The organism is Catellatospora aurea (assembly GCF_042663325.1).
Taxonomy (GTDB): domain Bacteria; phylum Actinomycetota; class Actinomycetes; order Mycobacteriales; family Micromonosporaceae; genus Catellatospora; species Catellatospora aurea.
The window spans coordinates 302,035-322,261 of sequence record NZ_JBHTAC010000001.1 but is presented as its reverse complement, the minus strand read 5'-3'; the positions used below and the strand labels follow the sequence as shown (position 1 = coordinate 322,261).

General features: G+C 71.8%; 22 protein-coding genes and 1 pseudogene. 13 read left to right on the top strand and 10 right to left on the bottom strand.

Annotated features, from left to right (window positions below):
* Position 1: 1 nt before the first annotated feature.
* Both ACFQO7_RS01525 and ACFQO7_RS01520 read right to left on the bottom strand, forming a co-directional pair.
* Complete coding sequence (locus ACFQO7_RS01525) at positions 2-853, bottom strand: MBL fold metallo-hydrolase (protein ID WP_376804625.1); 852 nt, start codon at positions 851-853, stop codon at positions 2-4.
* Entirely contained in the window at positions 850-1,236 is a 387-nt protein-coding gene (locus ACFQO7_RS01520) for a thioesterase family protein (protein ID WP_360529073.1), read from the bottom strand. The genes ACFQO7_RS01525 and ACFQO7_RS01520 overlap by 4 nt, the downstream gene beginning before the upstream one ends.
* A 180-nt stretch (positions 1,237-1,416) precedes the next feature.
* Between ACFQO7_RS01520 and ACFQO7_RS01515 the strand changes: the two genes are divergently transcribed.
* Entirely contained in the window at positions 1,417-2,043 is a 627-nt protein-coding gene (locus ACFQO7_RS01515) for a hypothetical protein (protein WP_376804624.1), read from the top strand.
* Here ACFQO7_RS01515 and ACFQO7_RS01510 read toward each other — a convergent pair whose 3' ends face one another.
* The 4 genes from ACFQO7_RS01510 to ACFQO7_RS01495 all read right to left on the bottom strand — a co-directional run bounded on the left by ACFQO7_RS01510 (position 2,044) and on the right by ACFQO7_RS01495 (position 4,364).
* Positions 2,044-2,208: a hypothetical protein gene (locus tag ACFQO7_RS01510; protein ID WP_376804623.1), complete on the bottom strand. Its 165-nt coding sequence runs from the start codon at positions 2,206-2,208 to the stop codon at positions 2,044-2,046. It lies immediately after the preceding gene.
* Between the two features lie 75 nt (positions 2,209-2,283).
* Positions 2,284-3,618: a PH domain-containing protein gene (locus ACFQO7_RS01505; protein WP_376804622.1), complete on the bottom strand. Its 1,335-nt coding sequence runs from the start codon at positions 3,616-3,618 to the stop codon at positions 2,284-2,286.
* Positions 3,615-4,145 carry a PH domain-containing protein gene (locus tag ACFQO7_RS01500; RefSeq protein ID WP_376804621.1) on the bottom strand — a complete coding sequence of 177 codons (531 nt, stop codon included), beginning with the start codon at positions 4,143-4,145 and terminating at the stop codon, positions 3,615-3,617. The genes ACFQO7_RS01505 and ACFQO7_RS01500 overlap by 4 nt, the downstream gene beginning before the upstream one ends.
* An 18-nt stretch (positions 4,146-4,163) precedes the next feature.
* On the bottom strand, positions 4,164-4,364 hold the full coding sequence (locus ACFQO7_RS01495) for an acetone carboxylase (protein ID WP_376804620.1): 201 nt from the start codon (positions 4,362-4,364) through the stop codon (positions 4,164-4,166).
* Between the two features lie 280 nt (positions 4,365-4,644).
* Between ACFQO7_RS01495 and ACFQO7_RS01490 the strand changes: the two genes are divergently transcribed.
* The 7 genes from ACFQO7_RS01490 to ACFQO7_RS01460 all read left to right on the top strand — a co-directional run bounded on the left by ACFQO7_RS01490 (position 4,645) and on the right by ACFQO7_RS01460 (position 11,929).
* Positions 4,645-5,697, top strand: coding sequence for an AAA family ATPase (locus ACFQO7_RS01490; RefSeq protein ID WP_376804619.1), 1,053 nt, complete (start codon positions 4,645-4,647; stop codon positions 5,695-5,697).
* Positions 5,694-6,704, top strand: coding sequence for a DUF58 domain-containing protein (locus ACFQO7_RS01485; protein ID WP_376804618.1), 1,011 nt, complete (start codon positions 5,694-5,696; stop codon positions 6,702-6,704). The genes ACFQO7_RS01490 and ACFQO7_RS01485 overlap by 4 nt, the downstream gene beginning before the upstream one ends.
* On the top strand, positions 6,701-7,660 hold the full coding sequence (locus ACFQO7_RS01480) for a VWA domain-containing protein (RefSeq protein WP_360529052.1): 960 nt from the start codon (positions 6,701-6,703) through the stop codon (positions 7,658-7,660). The genes ACFQO7_RS01485 and ACFQO7_RS01480 overlap by 4 nt, the downstream gene beginning before the upstream one ends.
* Before the next feature lie 658 nt (positions 7,661-8,318).
* Positions 8,319-9,032 carry a 3-oxoacyl-ACP reductase FabG gene (gene fabG / locus ACFQO7_RS01475; protein WP_120315934.1) on the top strand — a complete coding sequence of 238 codons (714 nt, stop codon included), beginning with the start codon at positions 8,319-8,321 and terminating at the stop codon, positions 9,030-9,032.
* A gap of 100 nt (positions 9,033-9,132) precedes the next feature.
* On the top strand, positions 9,133-9,894 hold the full coding sequence (gene fabI / locus ACFQO7_RS01470; protein WP_360529048.1) for an enoyl-ACP reductase FabI: 762 nt from the start codon (positions 9,133-9,135) through the stop codon (positions 9,892-9,894).
* A gap of 185 nt (positions 9,895-10,079) precedes the next feature.
* A complete protein-coding gene (locus ACFQO7_RS01465; RefSeq protein WP_376804617.1) occupies positions 10,080-11,123 on the top strand; it encodes a ferrochelatase in 1,044 nt (347 codons plus the stop codon).
* Positions 11,120-11,929 (top strand): HAD-IIA family hydrolase, encoded by an 810-nt coding sequence (locus tag ACFQO7_RS01460; protein WP_360529042.1) that lies wholly within the window; start codon positions 11,120-11,122, stop codon positions 11,927-11,929. Before ACFQO7_RS01465 ends, ACFQO7_RS01460 begins: the two co-directional genes overlap by 4 nt.
* Here ACFQO7_RS01460 and ACFQO7_RS01455 read toward each other — a convergent pair.
* Entirely contained in the window at positions 11,926-12,708 is a 783-nt protein-coding gene (locus tag ACFQO7_RS01455) for a hypothetical protein (RefSeq protein ID WP_376804616.1), read from the bottom strand. The two genes, ACFQO7_RS01460 and ACFQO7_RS01455, sit on opposite strands and share 4 nt — an antisense overlap.
* A 90-nt stretch (positions 12,709-12,798) precedes the next feature.
* Between ACFQO7_RS01455 and ACFQO7_RS01450 the strand changes: the two genes are divergently transcribed.
* A complete protein-coding gene (locus ACFQO7_RS01450; protein WP_376804615.1) occupies positions 12,799-13,614 on the top strand; it encodes a DUF3097 domain-containing protein in 816 nt (271 codons plus the stop codon).
* Between the two features lie 19 nt (positions 13,615-13,633).
* On the opposite strand, the gene ACFQO7_RS01445 is transcribed toward ACFQO7_RS01450, so the two are convergent.
* Both ACFQO7_RS01445 and tnpA read right to left on the bottom strand, forming a co-directional pair.
* The gene (locus tag ACFQO7_RS01445) at positions 13,634-14,950 is read right to left on the bottom strand and encodes a serine hydrolase domain-containing protein (RefSeq protein WP_376804614.1); all 1,317 of its coding nucleotides are present in this window, start codon (positions 14,948-14,950) and stop codon (positions 13,634-13,636) included.
* 109 nt (positions 14,951-15,059) lie between these two features.
* Positions 15,060-15,291 (bottom strand): annotated as a pseudogene (gene tnpA / locus ACFQO7_RS01440) (IS200/IS605 family transposase); the annotation flags it as partial.
* 13 nt (positions 15,292-15,304) lie between these two features.
* On the opposite strand from tnpA, the gene ACFQO7_RS01435 reads away from it, so the two are divergent.
* The 3 genes from ACFQO7_RS01435 (at position 15,305) to ACFQO7_RS01425 (ending at position 18,151) form a co-directional block, all read left to right on the top strand.
* On the top strand, positions 15,305-16,513 hold the full coding sequence (locus ACFQO7_RS01435; RefSeq protein ID WP_376804706.1) for an RNA-guided endonuclease InsQ/TnpB family protein: 1,209 nt from the start codon (positions 15,305-15,307) through the stop codon (positions 16,511-16,513).
* A gap of 232 nt (positions 16,514-16,745) precedes the next feature.
* Positions 16,746-17,144 (top strand): NfeD family protein, encoded by a 399-nt coding sequence (locus tag ACFQO7_RS01430; RefSeq protein WP_376804613.1) that lies wholly within the window; start codon positions 16,746-16,748, stop codon positions 17,142-17,144.
* On the top strand, positions 17,144-18,151 hold the full coding sequence (locus ACFQO7_RS01425; protein ID WP_203694539.1) for an SPFH domain-containing protein: 1,008 nt from the start codon (positions 17,144-17,146) through the stop codon (positions 18,149-18,151). Before ACFQO7_RS01430 ends, ACFQO7_RS01425 begins: the two co-directional genes overlap by 1 nt.
* Positions 18,152-18,226: 75 nt before the next feature.
* Here ACFQO7_RS01425 and ACFQO7_RS01420 read toward each other — a convergent pair whose 3' ends face one another.
* A complete protein-coding gene (locus tag ACFQO7_RS01420; protein ID WP_376804612.1) occupies positions 18,227-18,964 on the bottom strand; it encodes a polyprenol monophosphomannose synthase in 738 nt (245 codons plus the stop codon).
* Positions 18,965-19,020: 56 nt separating this feature from the next.
* Between ACFQO7_RS01420 and ACFQO7_RS01415 the strand changes: the two genes are divergently transcribed.
* Positions 19,021-19,920 (top strand): TrmH family RNA methyltransferase, encoded by a 900-nt coding sequence (locus ACFQO7_RS01415; protein ID WP_376804611.1) that lies wholly within the window; start codon positions 19,021-19,023, stop codon positions 19,918-19,920.
* Positions 19,921-20,227 lie beyond the last annotated feature (307 nt).

Here is a 20,227-nt window from a genome sequence, read left to right as displayed (position 1 = left end):
GCTAGCCGATGGTGTTCGGCGTGGCCGCGTCCAGCTGGGCGTAGCCGCGCCGGACCGCGTGCTCGGCCTCGCGTAGCCCGGCCTCGCCCCAGCGGGCCAGCGAGCTGGCGGCGGCCACCTTGGCCACGTCGCCGCTGTCGCCGTGGGCGTCGCGGATCAGCCAGTCGAGAGCGGCCAGCTCGTCGTGGGCGATGGTCAGGAACTCCGCGTCGACGATCTCGCCGTGGCCGGGCACCACGACGGTGTCCGGCCCGGCCGTGCGCGACAGCGCGAGCAGCGTCTCCGGCCAGTCCAGCGGGAAGGAGTCGGCGAACCCCGGCGGGGCGCCCTCCTCGACCAGGTCCCCGGCGATGAGCACGTCGTCCACGCGTACCACCAGGTCGCCGGCGGTGTGGCCGCGGCCGTGCCAGGACAGGCGCACCTGCCGCCCGCCGATGTCGATCAGGTCCTCGCGCTCGACGGGCCTGTCCGGCGCGCGCAGCACGACCCGGCCCAGCTCGCGGGCGATCCGCTCGTCGTCGGCCAGCAGTTCCTGCTCCCAGGAGCGCTGCCACTCGTGGCCGTGCTCGCGCAACTCGCGCACGCACTCGCGGTGGCCCCAGATGGGGGTCGCGGGCCCGGCCAGGGTCGCGTTGCCGAAGCAGTGGTCGAAGTGGAAGTGCGTGTTCACGATGCCCAGCGGCTTGGTGGTGACCCGTAGCACGGCTTCCTGCAGCTCCCGGGCCTGGGACCCGGTGGACAGGGTGTCCACCAGCAGCGCGCCGGTCTGCCCGGTGATCAGCGTGCAGTTCACCCGCAGGTACGGGTACACCAGCACGAACACCCCGTCGGCAAGCTCGGTGAACTCGGTCATGACGTAGTCGCCTTCTCCACGAAGCGGTGCCGGTCCACCAGGACCCGCTCCACCCGACCCTCCGCCGCGACGGTCTCGCCGTCGCGCACGGTCACCTCGAAGGTGAGCTTGCGGCCGTCGACCTTCGTCAGCAGCGCCTCCGCCACCACGGTACGGCCTACCGGCGTCGCCGACCGGTGATCCAGCTCGACACGCGTCCCGACCGTGGTCTGCCCGGATTCCAGCACCCGCGCGGTCGCCGCGACCGTGGCCGCCTCCGCCAGCGCGACCACCCGCGGCGTGCCCAGCACTCCGACGTCGCCCGAGCCCAGCGCCTGCGCCGTGTCCGCGTCACTCACCGTCAACTGCACCTTCGCCGTCAGGCCTGCCGTGAGCTGCTGCATGCGCCACAGCCTAGGCGTTCGCCCGGCCGCCCGCACGCTCGCGACACCGCCCGCCGAACCTGCCGATCGCGGGCGGCATCGCGCGAGCTGGACGCACTCGGGCGGCCCTGGTCACCCGTGTCACCCCGCCGGGGCGGCAGGATCGGCGGCCACGAGGCACAGTGGCGGTACACATGGGAGGTGGCGGTGCTGGTCGACTTCGACGGGGAGCTGCTGGAGGTGGTAGCGGCCGGCGGGCTGGCCGCGGCGCACACGGCGCAGATCCGGCAGGCGGTCTACGACGGGCGCCTGCTGCGCTTCCCCGACCCGGCGTGGCGGTGCGCCTACCTGGGCGCGGGCGAGGAGAAGGCCTGCTTCGGCGTACGCGACGGCGACGGGCGCATGTTCGTGCTGGAGGTCATCGACGAGCGCACGTACCTCAACGGGCGCTTCGTGGGCGGGGCCTACTTCGGCGACCACCGCGTGCCCGGCCTGGCCGGGGTGCCCAAGTCGGCGCGGGCGACCGTGGGGCTGCGGTTCACCGGCCTGGTCAAGGCACGGCAGTGGGTGCACGGCCACGAGTGGGCGCGTTTCCCGTGGCGGCCGGACCGGCGCAGCCGCCTCGACGGGCTGCTCACCGGATACCTGCGGCTGGTGCTCGGCGGCCGCTACGAGCGCTACCGGCGGCGCTACTCCGACGTGCACGAGCGCAACGTGATGTTCGAGGTGCGCCCGGCCGGTGCCAAGGGGGCGCCGGTGCTCGCCCGGGATCTGTCCGGCCGGATCAGGCTGGTGCGGGTCGGCCTGCAGCCGATCGACCTGCGCTGATCAGAGCGGGGCGACCCAGTAGAGCTGCTTGTGGCCGCGCGCCTCCATCTCGGCGGCCAGCTGCTCGGCCTCCGCACGGGTGTCGCACCGGCGCACCTCGTACCGGTTGCCGTTGTCGTCCTGCCGCCACACCACCCAGCGCTGCGAAGCCCGTTCGGCCTGCACTTCGTCCCCCCCGCTCCCCGGATTCTCCGGCCGCAAGCGCGACGAAGCTGGTCGATGCCGGAAGGGTAAGTCGACTTACACTTCTGCGCGGGCCGCGCGGGCGCGGGTGGTCAGCTCGTCGGCCCAGGCGAAGGCCTCGGCCAGCGGCCGGTGCGCGGCTGCGGCAGGGGTCGCGCCGGCGACGTCGACGTACACCGTGGCCAGGCCGAGGCGGCGCTGCCAGGGACCCTCGGTGACGCGGACGCTCTGGATCCGGGCGTACGGCACCACGGTCAGCTGCCGGGTCATCAGGCCGTCGACGGTGGCGAACGCGTGCTCGGTCAGGCCCGCGGCGAGCACCCGGCGGCGCAGCGGGGCCAGCCAGCGGGCCCGGTGCGGCACCGGCGACAGGGGCAGCGCCGTGATGTCCAGCCCCGGCAGGGCCAGCGGCACCAGGGCCCGCGCGGTGTCCACGGTCGCCACGGGCAGCAGGCGGTCGGTCTCGGCCCGGCTCTGCTGGCCGTCGGCGCCCACCGAACTCTGCCCGGCGACGGCGAGGGTGATCCGCAGCCAGCCCTTGCCGCGCCACAGCAGCGGCCAGGTCACCGTCAGCGACTGGATGCGCTGCGGGGCGACCACCTGGCTGCGGGTCTCCAGCAGGCCGTGCCGGATGCGCAGACGCTCGTCGGCGGCCCGGCCGATCCGGAAGTTCCAGAAGTTGAGGATGCGCATCACGGGCGCGCCGATGGTGCCCGCCACCGCGGTGACCATGCTGGCGACCGCGAAGACGCCGAAGTCGCTGTTGAAGGCCAGCTGGCCGACGATGTACAGGATGGCCAGCGGCGTGAACATCACCGGCGGGGTCAGGAACTGGCTGACCGTCACGTCGTTGTTGTCGACCCGGTAGAGGTCGGGCTGCTCGGGCCGCGCCGCGGACGGCTCCGGCTCGGCCGGGGCCGTCTCGTCCGTCGGGGCCAGGGTCCGGGTGGCCAGCGCCAGCAGGCGGGTGCGCAGCACGTCGGCCTCGGCCAGGGGCAGGAAGGCCAGCGGAGCCTCGGCCTTGCCCGCGCCGGCCACGTCCAGTTTCAGTTCGGCGAGCCCGGCCAGGCGGGCCAGCACCGGCTGCACGACCTCGATCGCCTGGAGCCGTTCCAGCGGCACCGCGCGGGTGCGCCGGAACAGCACGCCCTCGTGGATGCGCAGCTCCCGGCCGACCACCTCATAACCGGTGAAGCGCCAGGCGACGGCGGAGTAGAGCAGCACCAGCACCAGCAGGCCGAGCAGCACCAGGGCGTACCGGCCGGGGCCGAGGTTCTGCAAGCCGCGCCAGGACACGGCGGCGATGACCAGGACCAGGGTGCGCACGCTCTTGAGCACCGGGCTGAGCGGGTGCAGCCGCTGCCGGGGCAGCATCTCGGCGGGTGTGGTCACAGGCCCTCACCGGCGTCCTCGCCGAGTGCGGCGAGCCGGTCGCGCAGGCGGGCGGCCTCGGCGGGTTCCAGGCCGGGGATGGTCGCGTCGGAAGCCGCCGCGGCGGTGTGTAGCTGCACCGTGGCCAGCCCGAACGAGCGCTCCAGCGGGCCGGCGGTGACGTCGACGTACTGCATGCGGGCGTACGGGACGATGGACAGGTGCCGGACCATCCGGCCGTGCCGGACCAGCAGGTCGCGTTCGCGCTCGGCGTAGCCGTAGGAACGGGCGGCGCGCACCGCGACCACACCCCGCACGACGGTGAACGCCAGCACCGCGACGGCCGCGAACAGGACCCAGCTCGAACCGGTGAAGGCCCAGACCACGCCGCAGACGGCGAGCAGAACCGCGGTGCTGATCGACACTCTGGTGAGTTCCAGCGCGACCAGGCGCGGCGAGACGGGACGCCAGGCGAACTCGCCCGGCCACGGGTCGAGGGCGCTGCGCGTCGCGGTGTGCACGGGTGCTTCGGAGCGCGGGTCGGTCACCGTTCCGACGATAGACGATCAGGCCAGGGGCAGCGTTTCGCGCAGGAAGCCCCGCGCGGACAGGAAGTCGGCCAGGGTCTGCCGGTGCTCGTCGCAGGCGAGCCAGCTCTTGCGCCGCTCCGGGTCGTGCAGCTTGGGGTTGTTCCAGCGCAGGTCCCAGAGGGCCGCGGCGCGGCAGCCCTTGCGTGAGCAGATCAGGGGAGCCTCGGCCTCGATCACGTCGTGGAGCCTACCCGCGCAACAAAAAAGCCCGAGCAGGGCTCGGACTGTGTTGGCGTGCCGGGCGGCCACGGGGGAAGCCGCCCGGCAACGCACGAATATTAACCACGCGCCGGGCGCGGAGGGAAGAGTGGCGGGGCATCCGTTCGGATGAAATGAAAAGCCGACACGCCGCGCTTCCGCAACCGATGGTTTCGCCGGAATAACGGCACTATGCCGCATAAGTCGGCTGTTCGTGCGAGGCTGGGGCAGATCAGGAACCCGTCGGTAACGAGGAGCCGTGGTGCAGCCCATCACCTACGACAACACCACCGGCCCCGAGCTCACCGGCAGCGCCGGCCCCGTCGCCACCCCCGCGCAGGACGCCACGCTGCTGGAACGCGCACTGTTCGAGGTCAAGAAGGTGATCGTCGGCCAGGACCGACTGATCGAGCGCATGTTCACGGCGCTGCTCGCCCGCGGGCACTGCCTGCTGGAGGGCGTGCCCGGGGTGGCCAAGACGCTGGCCGTGGAGACCCTGGCCACGGTTGTGGGCGGCTCGTTCGCCCGGGTGCAGTTCACGCCGGACCTGGTGCCCGCCGACATCGTCGGCACCCGGATCTACCGCACCGGCAGCGAGCGCTTCGACGTCGAACTGGGCCCGGTCTTCGTCAACTTCCTGCTCGCCGACGAGATCAACCGGGCCCCGGCCAAGGTGCAGTCGGCGCTGCTGGAGGTCATGGCCGAGCGACACGTGTCGCTGGGCGGGGTCACCCATACCGTGCCGGATCCGTTCCTGGTCATGGCCACCCAGAACCCGATCGAGCAGGAGGGCGTGTACCCGCTGCCCGAGGCGCAGCGCGACCGCTTCCTGCTGAAGGTGCTGGTGGGCTACCCGACCGACACCGAGGAACGCGAGATCGTGTACCGGATGGGCGTAGCGCCGCCGCGCGCGGTGCCGGTGCTCACCACCGAGGCGCTGCTCGGCCTGCAGGAACGCGCCGACCAGGTGTTCGTCCACAATGCACTGGTCGACTACTCGGTGCGGCTGGTGCTGGCCACGCGCGCCCCGGCCGAACACGGGCTGCCCGACATCGCCCGGCTCATCCAGTACGGCGCCAGCCCGCGCGCCTCCCTTGGCCTGGTGCGGGCCACCCGGGCGCTGGCACTGCTGCGCGGGCGCGACTACGCGCTGCCGCAGGACGTGCTCGACATCGCCCCGGACATCCTGCGCCACCGGCTGGTGCTCAGCTACGACGCGCTGGCCGACGAGATCCCCGCCGACCACATCGTCGCCCGCGTGCTGGCCGCGGTGCCGCTGCCCTCGGTCGCCCCGCGTCAGCAGGCGACATGAGCGTGACCTCGGCCGCCCCCGAGCGCACCGGTGGCCAGGCCGCGCTGCGGCGGCTGCAACTGCTGGTCAACCGGCGTTTGGACGGACTGCTTCAAGGCGACTACCTGGGCCTGCTGCCGGGGCCGGGCAGCGAGGCCGGGGAGTCGCGGGAGTATCGGGCGGGCGACGACGTGCGGCGGATGGACTGGCCGGTCACCGCCCGCACCACCGTCCCGCACGTTCGGCTCACCGTCGCCGACCGGGAACTGGAGACCTGGCTGGCCGTGGACCTGTCACCCAGCCTCGACTTCGGCACCGCCCGCATGCTCAAGCGCGACCTGGTGCTGGCGGCGACCGCGGCGATGACCCACCTGACCGTGCGCGGCGGCAACCGGGTCGGCGCGGTGATCAACGCGGGCGGCCCCGAGCTGGTCCGCCGCCCCGCCCGGCCCGGCCGGCGCGAGGCGCAGGGACTGCTGCGCACGGTGGCGCGACTGATCGACGAGGCCGGCGCGGCGCGGGCAGCGGAACGTGGGGAGTCGCCTGGCGCGCCGCGAGAGCGGCGGCGCGCCGGGACGAGCCATGTTCCGAAGCGTCCCGCCGACAGCCTCGCGCCGCTGATCGAGGCGCTGAACAGCCCCCCGCGCCGGCGCGGGCTGGCCGTGGTCATCTCGGACTTCCTCGACCCGCCCGAGCGCTGGGCCTGGCCGCTGCGCAAGCTCGCCACCCGGCACGAGGTGCTGGCCGTCGAGGTGCTCGACCCGTGCGAGCTGGAGCTGCCCGCAGCCGGGGTGCTGGAGCTGCGCGACCCGGAGACCGGCATCGTGCACGAGGTGCAGACCGGCGACCGTGACCTGCGCCGCCGCTACGCCCAGGCCGCGCTGCGCCAGCGCGAGTTGATCGCCGACGCGGTGCGCACCGCCGGGGCCCGGCAGGTGCGGCTGCGCACCGACTCCGATTGGCTGCTCGACCTGGTGCGATTCGTGGCCGCGCAGCGACACCGCCGTACCCGCGGGGGGAGCCGATGATCCGTTTCCTGGATCCGATGTGGCTGCTGGCGCTGATCCCGGTGCTGGCCCTGGCCGGGGCGTACGCCGCCCGGCACCTGCTGCGGCGGTTCCGCCGCGACACCGCGCTGCCGTTCAGCAACCTGGAGCTGCTGCGCTCGCTGGTGCCCCGAGGGCTGGGCTGGCGGCGGCACGTGGCCGCCGGGCTGTTCCTGGCGGGACTGTTCTCGCTGGTGACGGCGCTGGCGAGGCCGTCGGTGGAGGTCGACGAGCCGCTGGAGCGGGCGACCATCATCCTGGCCATCGACGTGTCGCTGTCGATGCAGGCCGACGACGTGACCCCGACCCGGATCGAGGCGGCGCAGGAGGCCGCCAAGCAGTTCGTGCAGGAGCTGCCCGGCTCGTACAACCTGGGGCTGGTGTCGTTCGCGAAGTCGGCGAACGTGCTGGTCTCGCCGGGCAAGGATCGCGCGGCGGTGACCGAGGCGATCGACGCGCTGGAACTGGCCGAGGCCACCGCGACCGGCGAAGCTGTGTACACCTCGCTGGATGCGATCAAGGCTGTTCCCGGAGCCGGGGCCGAGGGCCCGCCACCTGCCCGGATCGTGCTGCTGTCCGACGGTTACCGCACCTACGGCCGGGCGATCGAGGACGCGGCCGTCGCGGCGGTCGAGGCGAACGTGCCGGTGACCACGATCGCCTTCGGCACGGATGCCGGCATGGTGGACATCGCCGGGCAGCTGCAGCGGGTGCCGGTGGACCGGCAGGCGCTGGCGGAGCTGGCCGAGACGACCGGGGGCTTCTTCTACGAGGCGGCGTCGGCGGCCGAGCTGACCCAGGTGTACCAGGACATGGGTTCGTCGATCGGCCACAAGACGGTGCCCAAGGAGGTCTCGCAGTGGTTCGCGGCGGCGGCGCTGCTGCTCGGCCTGGGCGCGGGGGCGCTCAGCCTGCTGTGGACCTCACGCCTGCCCTGACGGCGGCTTTGCTCTGCACCCATTCGCTTGCTCTGCACCCGTCCGCGCAACCATCGTGGTGTTGCGCGGGCGGGTGCAGAGCGGAGCCGGTGGGTACGGCGCGCCGGCGGCGTCGCGGGCGCGGGCCGGTGGCGCTCAGCGGGCGCCGACCAGCACGAAGATGGCCACCACCCAGGTCGCGGCAAGGGTGAAGCCCAGCGGGGCGAGGTAACGGTTCATGACGAACTCCGGTGACTGTGTTGTGCACGCAACTACAGGGACACGCGGGTGTGAGTCATGACCAGGTCACGGCGCAGGCCTCCCAGCCGGTGGCAGACACCGGCTCGGTTTCACGGGAGGACGCGCGGGGATGCGAGAGCTGTGGCGCGGTCAGCGCACTGCGGCTCGCGGGACCCGGCCATGACTCGGAGGATCGCTATCTCGCATAGCGATCACCTCCTTAGGCCGAAATCCAGCTCGCAAACGTCGTGATCATACCGTATGGGCGATCGTGATCCGCATCAGCCGTACCGGCAGGGTTTCCGTGTCCACCCGGACGGAGCAGTCTGTGGGAATCCCACAAAGATTATAGTCGGATTTAGTCACGGCCCCGTACCAGCCGCCTTCCGCGCAGCGTCCTAGGCTCAGGCGGAACAACCCTGATCGCGAAGGAGTAACCGTGTCTCGTACCGTCCTCGTCACCGGCGGCAACCGCGGTATCGGCCTGGCGATCGCGCAGGCGTTCGCCAAGCAGGGCGACCGTGTGGCGATCACCCACCGGGGCACCTTCGACCAGTCGCTGGCGCCGGAGATCCTGGGCGTCACCTGCGACGTCACCGACCCCGCCGCGGTCGACGCGGCGTTCACCACCGTGGAGAACGAGTTGGGCCCGGTCGAGGTGCTGGTCGCCAACGCCGGCATCACCGACGACACGCTGCTGATGCGCATGTCGGAGGAGCAGTTCGGCCGGGTGCTGGACACCAACCTCAGCGGCGCGTGGCGCTGTGCCCGCCGCGCCTCGACCAAGATGGTCCGCGGACGCTGGGGCCGCATGATCTTCATCTCCTCGGTGGTCGGCCTGTACGGCGGCGCGGGGCAGGTCAACTACGCGGCGAGCAAGGCCGGCCTGGTCGGCATGGCCCGCTCCATCACCCGCGAGCTGGGCACCCGCAACATCACCGCGAACGTGGTGGCCCCCGGTTTCATCGAGACCGACATGACCGACAAGCTCACCGACGAGCGCAAGGCCGAGATCCGCAAGGCCATCCCGGCCGGCCGCATCGCCGCGGTCGACGAGATCGCCGGCGTCGTCACCTGGCTCGCCGGCGACACCGCCGGCTACATCTCCGGCGCGGTCATCCCCGTCGACGGCGGCCTCGGCATGGGCCACTGACCCGCCTTTGCGCGCGGTCGATCATGAACTTACGGACGTGCTGGGCGGCGTGTCGCCACCCTGGCACCGTGCTCAACGAGATTTCGAATGAGGAGTAGACGTGCTGCTCGAAGGTAAGCGCATCCTGGTCACCGGTGTGATCACGGAGCAGTCGATCGCGTTCAACGTCGCGAAGATCGCCCAGGAGCAGGGCGCGACCGTGGTGCTGACCGGCTACGGCCGCCTGTCGCTGGTGGAGCGGATCGCCAAGCGGCTGCCCGTCACCGCGCCGGTCATCGAGCTGGACGCGACGAACCCCGAGCAGCTGGCGGCCCTGGCCGACAACGTGCGCGGGTACGTCGACGGGCTCGACGGCGTGGTCCACTCGATCGGCTTCGCGCCGTCCACCGCGCTCGGCGGCACGTTCCTGCAGACGCCGTGGGAGGACGTCGCCACCGCGGTGCACGTGTCGACGTACTCGTACAAGGCGCTCGCGATGGCCACCCTGCCGCTGATGCCCAACGGCGGCTCGATCGTCGGCCTGACCTTCGACGCCACCGTCGCCTGGCCGGTGTACGACTGGATGGGGGTGGCCAAGGCCGGCCTGGAGTCCGCCTCCCGCTACCTCGCCAACTACCTCGGCGACCAGGGCATCCGCAGCAACCTGGTGTCGGCCGGCCCGCTGCGCACCATGGCCGCCAAGTCGATCCCCGGCTTCGAGAAGTTCGAGGAGTCCTGGACCGAGCGCGCCCCGCTGGGCTGGAACCTCACCGACACCGTGCCCACCGCCAAGGCCGTCTGCGCCCTGCTGTCCGACTGGTTCCCCGCCACCACCGGCGAGATCATCCACGTCGACGGCGGCTACCACGCCCTCGGCGCATAACCGCCCGGAGCGACTCTTGACGAGTCGCGCCGTCCGGACCTCACCCAGGCCGCAGCTCTTTCAGAGTTGCGGCCTGGGGCGTCTGGGCCTCGGCCCAGGTCGTGGCCGCGCGCGTGCTGTGACGTGTGTGGGATGGCGGGTGGGTGATGTGTGGGCGGTCCGGGTGGGGTTCTAGCCTTTTACGCATGTACGACGCCTTCCTGCTGTTGTCGTTCGGTGGTCCGGAACACCCGGACGAGGTGCTGCCGTTCCTGCACAACGTGACGCGGGGCCGGGGCGTGCCCCCGGAACGCCTGGCCGAGGTCGCCGAGCACTACCTGCGCTTCGGCGGGGTGTCGCCGATCAACGAGCAGTGCCGGGAGCTGGTCGCCGCGATCCGGGCCGATTTCGCGGCCAACGCGGTGGACCTTCCGGTGTACTGGGGCAACCGGAACTGGCGGCCGATGCTGGCCGACACCCTGGCGCAGATGCGCGACCACGGCATCGGGCACGCGGTGGCGCTGGCGACCAGCGCGTACGGGTCGTACTCGTCGTGCCGGCAGTACCTGCAGGACATCGCCTCGGCGCGGGCTGCGGTCGGGCCGCGCGCCCCGGTCGTGGACAAGCTGCGCCACTTCCACGACCACCCGGGCTTCGTCGAGCCGTTCGCCGACGCGGTCGCCGCGGCGCTGTCGACGCTGGACGTGACCCAGCACGCGACCACCCGGCTGGTGTTCACGGCACACTCGATCCCGGTGTCCATGGCGGAGTCCAGCGGCCCGTCCGGCGGGCGCTACGAGGCGCAGCTGCGCGAGACCGCCCGGCTGGTCGCCGAGCGGGGCGCGCCGGGCCTGTCCTGGGACCTGGTGTGGCAGAGCCGCTCGGGCGCGCCGCACATCCCGTGGCTGGAGCCCGATGTCAACGACCACCTGGAGGCACTGGCCAAGGAGGGCGTGACCCAGGTGGTGGTGAGCCCGATCGGGTTCGTCTCCGACCACCTGGAGGTGCTGTGGGACCTCGACGAGGAGGCCGCGGCGACGGCGCGCCGGCTGGGCCTGGGCTTCGCGCGGGCGGGCACCCCCGGCGCGGACCCGCGCTTCGTGGCGATGGTGCGCGACCTCGTGCTGGAGCGGATGGCGCCGCCGGGGGACCGCACCCGGGCCGCGCTCGGTAGGCTCGGGCACTGGGATGTCTGTGCGAGCAACTGCTGCCCGCCGCCGGTGCGCAGCAACAGAGAGGGAACCCGATGACCGACCGCAAGCCGATCGCCGCCTGGTTGACCGACATGGACGGCGTACTGGTCCACGAGGGTGAGCCGGTGCCGGGCGCGCCGGAGTTCATCGGCCGGCTGCGGGCCTCGGGCGTGCCGTTCCTGGTGCTCACCAACAACTCCATCTACACCCCGCGCGACCTGCACGCGCGCCTCACCCGGCTGGGCTTCGACCTGCCGGAGTCGGCGATCTGGACGTCGGCGCTGGCCACCGCCCAGTTCCTGGCCGACCAGCGGCCGGGCGGCACGGCGTACGTCATCGGCGAGGCGGGCCTGACCACGGCCCTGCACGCGGCGGGCTACATCATGACCGACTACGAGCCCGACTACGTGGTGCTGGGCGAGACCCGCAACTACAGCTTCGAGGCGATCACCACGGCGATCCGCCTGATCAACAAGGGCGCCCGGTTCATCTGCACCAACCCGGACGCCACCGGACCGTCCAACGAGGGCGCGCTGCCGGCCGCGGGCTCGGTCGCCGCGCTGATCACGAAGGCCACCGGCATCGAGCCGTACTTCGTGGGCAAGCCGAACCCGATGATGATGCGCTCGGCGCTCAACAAGATCGGCGCGCACTCGGTGCAGGCCGCGATGATCGGCGACCGGATGGACACCGACGTGCTCTGCGGCCTGGAGGCCGGGCTGCACACGATCCTCGTGCTCACCGGCATCGCCACCAAGGCCGATGTGGAGCGCCACCCCTACCGGCCGTCGCGGGTCATCAACTCCGTCGCCGACCTGATCGACGAGGTCCAGCCGCTGCAGGCCGAGGCGGAGGCCGCCTAGCTCTCGAACGGGGCGTTGCAGGCGGCGACGAGGGCGGCACGGCAGGCGGCGGCGAGCGGGCGCAGGGCCTCGTCGCGCTGCTGGGCCTCGAAGCTGTTCAGCGCCCCGCCCGGGGCGGCCTGGCCGGCCAGCGTGAGCACCCGGTCGAGCACGCAGGCGCGGGCGTAGAGCCGTCGGGCCCGCGGGTCGTAGCCCGGGGGCAGGTCGGTCTCGGCGTCGGGCTTGCGCAGCGCCTGCAGCGCCCCGGCGAGTTCGGGGCGCCACTGCGCCACGTCCAGGCGTACCAGCCGGGTGGTGGTCTCGGTCAGCGCCTGGCTCAGCGCGCCGTCGGCCTCGCGCACCCCCGGCAGGTGCGCGCTCGGGGCCTCCGACAGCTCGAACGCGCGCCACAGCACGGTGGTGAAGGTGACGCCCGACCCGGATGTGTGCTGCCGCGCCTCGGGCACCAGGCCGAGCCGGCTGGCGATGACCCCCTCACCGTTGACCAGCGCGTGGCTGGTGAACGGGCCGGGACCGGGCAGCCCGCGCGGGTCGCCGGGCACCGGCAGCACCAGCCGGATCTCGTCGGGGTGCAGCTTGGCCAGCGCGGGCAGGGCCTCGCGCAGCTCGACCTCCTCGCGCCACTGGCCGGGCAGGTCGCGCACGTGCTGCTCCTCCTCGGCGGTCAGATCGTCGAGGATCTCGTCGAAGGACACCAGTCCGGCGCGCCAGGCCCGGGTCCACGCGACGAAGCGGGCGGACCGGCGCGTGGTCAGGGTCACCTGCGCTGCGGGGGACATGCCGACCAGGGTACGTGCTGTTCCTGGGGTTTGTCCCGGACCGGCGCGTCATTGAGCGCGCGACGCCCGCGGGGACTAGGGTGCCGTCGCATGCGCTACAGCGATGATGTGCTCGATTCCTTCGACCGCCGCAAGCCCCGCCGGGTGACCCCCGAACACGACGCTGAGCTGGGCATGGTCGTCGAGGACGCGGGCAGCGGGTTCTGCGGGGAGATCGTGGGTTTCGAGTACGGCGCGGTGACCCTGGAGGACCGCCACGGCCGCCGCAGGCACTTCCCACTGGACCCCGCCGCCTTCCTACTGGATGGGACGGTGGTCACGCTGCGCCGCCCGCAGTCCTCCGCCGCGCCCGCGCAGCCGCGGCGCACCGCGTCCGGTTCGGTCGCCGCCGCGCCGGGCCGCGCCCAGGTGGCCCGCGCCGGGCGGATCTGGGTCGAGGGCCTGCACGACGCCGAGCTGCTGGAGCGCATCTGGGGCGACGACCTGCGCGCCGAGGCGGTCGTGGTGGAGCCGCTGCACGGCGTCGACGACCTGCCCGCCGCGGTGCGCGAGTTCGCGCCCGGCCCGGGACGGCGGCTCGGGGTGCTGGTGGACCACCTGGTCACCGGCACCAAGGAGGCCCGGCTCGCGCAGGCTGTGGACAGCCCGCACTGCCTGATCGCCGGACACCCGTACGTGGACGTGTGGCAGGCGGTGAAGCCGTCCCGGCTGGGCATGGAGGAATGGCCGGTGGTGCCGTACGGGCACCCGTGGAAGGAGGGCATCTGCGCCGCGCTCGGCGTCAAGGAGCCCGCGCTGTTCTGGCGGCGGCTGCTGTCGCGCGTGGACAGCTACCACGACCTGGAGACGCCCCTGGTCAACTCGGTGGAGCGCCTCATCGACTTCGTGACCGCGCCGCAGGAGTAGCCGCCGCGCCGCAGTCCGTTCAGGGCTGCCGGGTGTGCAGGAACGTCGCGATGTCCAGCTCCACCGGGGTACGCTCGGCGTCGCGGCGGACCCGCATCACCTCGCCGTCGTTGCTGCCGCTGTGGCAGCGCCACACGTCCGCGCCCTCCGTGGTGAACCGCCACGGGGTGCCCGGCACCGTGACCGGGGTGAAGACCAGCTCGCCCGCGTCGGCGTCGAAGCGGGCGGCGAACTCCCGGCCCATCCACCACCACGTGCCCTCCAGCTCGTGCGGCTGCCCGGCGGGCTGCGGCTGCCACGGCGCGGGGCGCTCCGGCTCTGCGTCGAGCACCTCGGTCAGCAGCTGCCGGCTCAGGTCGGCCATCCGCCGCCCGTGCAGCGTGTACGCGTTGGCGAAGGCGACCACGCCGGTCCGGCTGGGCCGGTGCGTCCACAGGTGCGCCAGGTAACCGGGCATCGAGCCGCCGTGCCCGGCGAAGATGCGCTCGCCGCTGCGGATCAGTTCCAGCCCGAGCCCGTGGCCGGTGGTCCAGGCGTCCAGGTCGGTCATCACGACCGGGGCGCACATCTCGGCCAGCGTCGCCGGGGCGAGCACCGCCGGGTCCGGCTCGGCCAGGAACGCGGACCACTTGAGCAGGTCGTCGGCGGTGGACCAGAGCTGCCCGGCGGGGGCCATCGCACCGGTGTCGGTGCGCGGCTCCTCGTTCAGCGTGCCGTGCCAGGGGTGCACCACGTAGCCGCGGGCGAACGGCTCGACCTCGCAGTAGCTGGTGCGGGTCATGCCCAGCGGCTCCAGCAGGCGTTTGGTGACCAGCTCCGTCCAGTGCAGACCGGTCAGCTTGTGGGCGACCGCGCCGAGCAGCCCGTACGCCAGATTGGAGTAGTGGTAGGCGCGATGCGGCGGGTAGGCCAGCTTGTCCGGCGTCAGCGCGGCCAGGAAGGTGTCCATGTCGGGTCCGTCGTGCCGCTCCCACCAGAGGCCGTCGGGTTCGCGCTGCAGGCCGGAGATGTGCCCGAGGAGTTGGCGGATGGTGATGGCGCTGCCGACCGGAGTGCCGGGCAGGTGCCGGTAGAGCAGGTCGTCCAGGGCGAGCGCGCCCTCGTCGCGCAGCTGCATCATCAGCACGGCGGTCAGCGTCTTGCTGATCGAGCCGATGCGGAACTGGGTGTCGCCGGTGGGCGCGAGCCCGGTCGCCGGGTCCGTGCCGGCCACAGCCAGGTGGGCCGGTCGCCCGTCGCGCACCACGGCCGCCACCAGGCAGGGGGTACGCCCCTGCGCCTGCGCGCCCGCGACCAGCTCGTCGAAGCGGGCCGCGGTCTGCGTGTTCAGCATCATCCAGAAACCTTCCGTGGAAACCACCGGCTCTAGCCGTGAGGAGGAAGCGGAACCCCTGCGGAGCAGGTTGGGGATAGCCCATCCGCCGTCAGGGCGGATGGGCGTCGGGTTAGGCGTTGCGCTGGTGCTCGGCATACCTGTTCGCGATCTCCTGTGTTGCGCCGCTGACAGTTGCGAGGAAGTACAAGTTGGTCCACAGGGTCGGTATTCGGGACTTGAGGTGCGGAACTCCGCGCGCAGCAGCCGCGACGACCCGCCCTCGGTTTGCTTTACCAGCCGGTGATGCCGTACCGGGGGTTGCAGGTGACCAGCAGGTGCACGTGGTCGGGCTGGGTCTCCACGGCTCTGGCATATATGGTGATCGACGTGTTCGAGATAGTGCGCTACACCTACCGCCTGCGGCCCGGCCGCACGGCAGAGGCAGCACTGCTCGACGAGTGGGGCCGCTGCCGGTGGCTGTGGAACGAAGCCGTCCACCAGCAGAGGACCGGCCGCAAGCCGACGTTCAGCAGCCTGTCGAAGATGTTGACCGAGGCCCGGGCCGGTAACGCCTGGCTGCGCGCCGGTTCCCAGGTCGCCCAGCAGCAGAGCCTGCGTACCTACGCCATCGCCCTGGACCACTCGTTCAAGGTCAAAGGCCGGGGCCGGCCGAAGGCCAAGCGCCTCAAGGACGCGCCGGCGAGCCTGGAGTACACCACCCGTGGCTTTCGGATCAAGGCCGGGGTCCTGTGCCTTCCCGGCAAGGTCACCGTTCCGGTCGTCTGGTCCAGGGAACTGCCGTCCGAGCCGACCAGCGTCCGCGTCTACCGGGACAACCTTGGGCACTGGTACGCCTCGTTCGTGGTCCGCCGTGCCCGTGCCGACACCCCCGAAGCGGACCTGCCTGCCATCGGCGTGGACTGGGGCGTGAAGACCACGGCCGCGACTACCGACCCCGCCTTCGACCTGCCGCACCTCGGGCACCGCAAGCGCTGCGCCGCCGAACGCGGCAAGGCTCAGCGCAGGATGGCCCGCCGTCGCCGTTCGAAGGGGCAGCCCCCGTCGAAGGGTTACCTGAGCGCGAAGCGGCTGGCCGCCCGGATCGAGAAGAAAGCTGCCCGGCAGAACACCCACGACGCCCGCGTCTGGGCCAAGAGTGTCACCGACCGCCACGCCATGATCGCCGTCGAGGACTTCAAGCCGAAGTTCCTGGCCAAGACTCGGATGGCTCGTAAGGCCGCCGACGCCGCGATCGGTGCGTGCAAGCGGGAACTGATCGACCGTGGTACGCGGGCGGGCCGGAAGGTGGTGCTGGTGCCGCCCGCCTACACCACGATGACCTGCTCCGAGTGCGGCGCGAGAGCCAACCTCCGCCTCGGTTTGGGTGTCCGCATCTTCGAGTGCGCGGCCTGCGGGTACACCGCCGACCGCGATCTCAACGCCGCGAGGACGATCCTCGCCACGGCTGAGCGCAACCGTGCCAGTGCCGACGACATCAGACATGCGATCGCCTCCTTCCGGGACGGTGGATCGGATGCGGTCCGAGCTGGGAATCCCCCGGATTCATCCGTGGGGAGCCGTTAACGTCACTCCACCCTGTGCCCACTCGCCAGCACCGTTTCCGCCTCGTGAGATCCCGACTGCGCTGGACAACCTATGCGGACAACGGCGTCCGGGCCAAGGCGTTACCCCGGCTGGCTGGGCGTACCTCCTGATCTGTCCGAACGGACGAGGAGATCCACACCCCCCAACACTGGCGTGCGCGTGACACGATCAGCACGTGGAAGATTGGATGTGGTGGCTACTCCTCGCAGCGGTGGCGGTGATCGCGGAGCTCTTCACCGGCACGTTCGTGCTGCTGATGCTGGGCGCCGGCGCGCTGGTCGCCTCGCTGGTGGGTCTGGGCGGGGCACCCGGCTGGATCCAGGGCATCGTGTTCATCGGGGTGTCGGTCCTCTCGCTGGCGGTGGTGCGCCCTTGGATGAAGCACCGCTGGTTCCGGCAGGATGCCGATGCCGCCTCGATGGGGCTCGCGGTCACCGAGGGCGCGGACGCGCTCGTGGTGGAGCGGGTCGACGCCGACAACGGCCTGGTCAAGATCGGCGGGGAGCTCTGGCGGGCTCGGCCGTACGACGCCACGAAGACATATGTCCCGGGTGACCGGGTCCGGGTAGTGAAAGTGGACGGCGCAACCGCGCTGGTCTGGAGGGATTGATGGAGACTTTTATCACCGCGCTGGTGGCGATCATCGCGCTGATCGTCCTGATCACTTTGATCAAGATGGTCAAGATCGTGCCGCAGCAGCGCAACGACGTGGTCGAGCGCCTCGGCAAGTACAACCGCACGCTGACGCCCGGTCTGAACATCCTGGTGCCGTTCATCGACGCCGTGCGGACCAAGGTCGACCTGCGCGAGCAGGTGGTCAGCTTCCCGCCGCAGCCGGTGATCACGTCGGACAACCTGGTGGTCTCCATCGACACCGTGCTGTACTTCAAGGTCATCGACCCGGTGCGGGCCACCTACGAGATCGCGAACTTCCTGCAGGCGATCGAGCAGCTGACCGTCACCACCCTGCGTAACGTCATCGGCTCGATGGACCTGGAGCGCTCGCTGACCAGCCGCGAGGAGGTCAACCGGCAGCTGTCGGCGGTGCTCGACGAGAACACCGGCCGCTGGGGCGTCAAGGTGACCCGCGTCGAGATCAAGGCGATCGAGCCGCCGCCGAGCATCCGCGACTCCATGGAGAAGCAGATGCGCGCCGAGCGTGACCGTCGTGCCGCGATCCTCAACGCCGAAGGCCACAAGCAGTCGCAGATCCTCACGGCCGAGGGTGAGAAGCAGGCGGCGGTGCTGCGCGCCGACGGTGAGCGGCAGGCCCGCATCCTGCAGGCCGAGGGCCAGGCCAAGGCGATCAAGCTGGTCGTCGACGCCATCCACGTGTCGTCGCCCGACAACAAGGTGATGGCCTGGCAGTACCTGCAGGCCCTCCCGCAGATCGCCGCCGGCGCCTCGAACAAGCTCTGGATCGTCCCGGTCGAGCTCACCAAGGCCCTCGACGGCATCGCCGCCACCTTCGGCGGCCTGCGCCCCGACCCCGCCGCGGCCGAAGCCGCCCGGGAATCCGGCGCGGAAGCCGAGGCCGAGGCCCAGCGCGTCGCCGAGGCGGCCGCCGCCGCCGTCAAGGAGATCGAGATCGAGACCAGCCGCCTCCCCAAGGAGTGACGGTCCCGTCGGGATCTTGGTGGTACGGAGAAGGGCCGGCAGCGTCAGCTGCCGGCCCTTCTCACGGTCACGGGGTCAGTGCGGGTCGCGGCCCAGGAGGAGTTTCCAGGGGACCAGGGCGGACTCGATCTGGACGCCGAGGCTCATCTTGGAGACGCCCTCTTCGCGCTCCTCGAAGCGGATCGGGACCTCGGCGATGCGCAGGCCCTGGCGGACCACGCGGTGGTTCATCTCGACCTGGAAGGCGTAGCCGTTGCTCTGGACCGAGGCGACGTCGATCGCGCGCAGGGTGGCCGCGCGCCAGGCCTTGAAGCCGGCGGTGGCGTCCTTGACGCGCAGTCGCAGGATCGCGTTGACGTAGAAGTTGGCCCAGGCCGACAGCGCCTTGCGGTGCCACGGCCAGTCGCTGGCGACCGCGCCGCCGGCGACGTAGCGCGAGCCCAGCACGACGGCCGCGTCGGTGTCCGCCAGCGTCTGCAGCATGGCGGGGATGGCGGTGGTCGGGTGGGACAGGTCGGCGTCCATCTGGATCACGATGTCCGCGCCCTCGTCCAGCGCCTGGGTCATGCCCGCCACGTAGGCCCGGCCCAGCCCGTCCTTGGCCGTGCGGTGCAGCACCGTGACCGGGGCGGGCCCGTCGACGGCCAGCTTGTCGGCGACCTCGCCCGTGCCGTCCGGCGAGTTGTCGTCGACCACCAGCACGTGCAGGTTCGCCACCGGCAGGGCCGCCAGCAGGTCGACGAGCTTCGGCAGGTTGTCGCGCTCGTTGTACGTGGGCACGACCACGGTGATCTTCGGAGCGGTGCTCTTCATCGATACCTCAGGATTGGGGGCGTCCGACCGGCTGAGCGGGTCAGGGCAGACGGCCGATGGACGGGCGGCGGTGGCCGATCCTACCTTCCGGCGGGGCCGAACGCCCCAAGCGCGGTGTCGCCGCCGGGCCGTGCCGCCCCGGACGGCAGAATCGGGACGTGGAACTGATCACCGATCCGGGCGACGAACGCATCGCTGACTACCGGGCGCTGACCGACGTCGAGCTGCGTACCCGCTGGGAGCCGCCGCACGGGCTGTTCATCGCCGAGGGGGAGCTGGTGCTGCGCCGCGCGCTGCGGGCCGGCTACCGGCCGCGCTCGTTCCTGGTCGAGGCCAAACGTGCCGGGCAGGTCGCCGACCTCGACGGCGCGCCGGTGTACGGAGCCGAGCCGGAGGTGCTGGAGCAGGTAACCGGGTTCCACGTGCACCGGGGCGTGCTGGCGAGCTTTCACCGGCAACCGGCGCTGGCGGCCTCGGAGGTGCTGGCCGCGGCCCGGCGCGTGGTCATCTTGGAGGACATCAACAACCATACGAACATCGGGGCGATCTTCAGGGGCGTGGCGGCGCTGGGCGTGGACGCCGTGCTGCTGTCGCCGACCTGCGCGGATCCGCTCTACCGGCGCAGCGTGCGGGTGAGCATGGGCGAGGTGTTCGCGATCCCGTACGCGAAGCTCGATCCGTGGCCGCAGGCGCTGTCGGAGGTGCGGGACGCGGGGTACACGATCCTGGCGATGACCCCGGCTGCCGACGCGGTGCCGATGCAGCAGCTCACCGACACCCAGCGGCTGCGCCCGGCGCTGCTGCTCGGCGCGGAGGGGCCGGGCCTGTCCCGGCACGCCCTGGAGGCCAGCGACGTGCGGGTGCGGCTGCCCATGCGCCGGGGCGTCGACTCCCTCAACGTCGCCGCCGCGACTGCGGTCGCCTGCTGGGAGCTGACCCGCGACGACCCCGCCTGACCGGACTGCGTCCCGTTCCGCGCAAGATCTGTTTTTGTGGACGCTGAGTGCCCCCACAGGGGCGTCAGGCGTCCACAAAAACAGATCTTGACCGGCGAAGCGGTCGGGTCTGCGCGGGATGGCGGCCGGTGCCTACACTGCGCGCCATGATTCGCTGGCCGACCGTCACGAGCGGGTGGAGACCGCCGCGTCGTGACCGGCTGGTCGGCGCGGCGCGGCGGCGTGGTTAGGCTGAACGCACCATAGGGCTGTCGAGGTCGGGGTATGGCCAGCTGTTGCAGACGTGCCGGGCGTGACGCCACGGCGG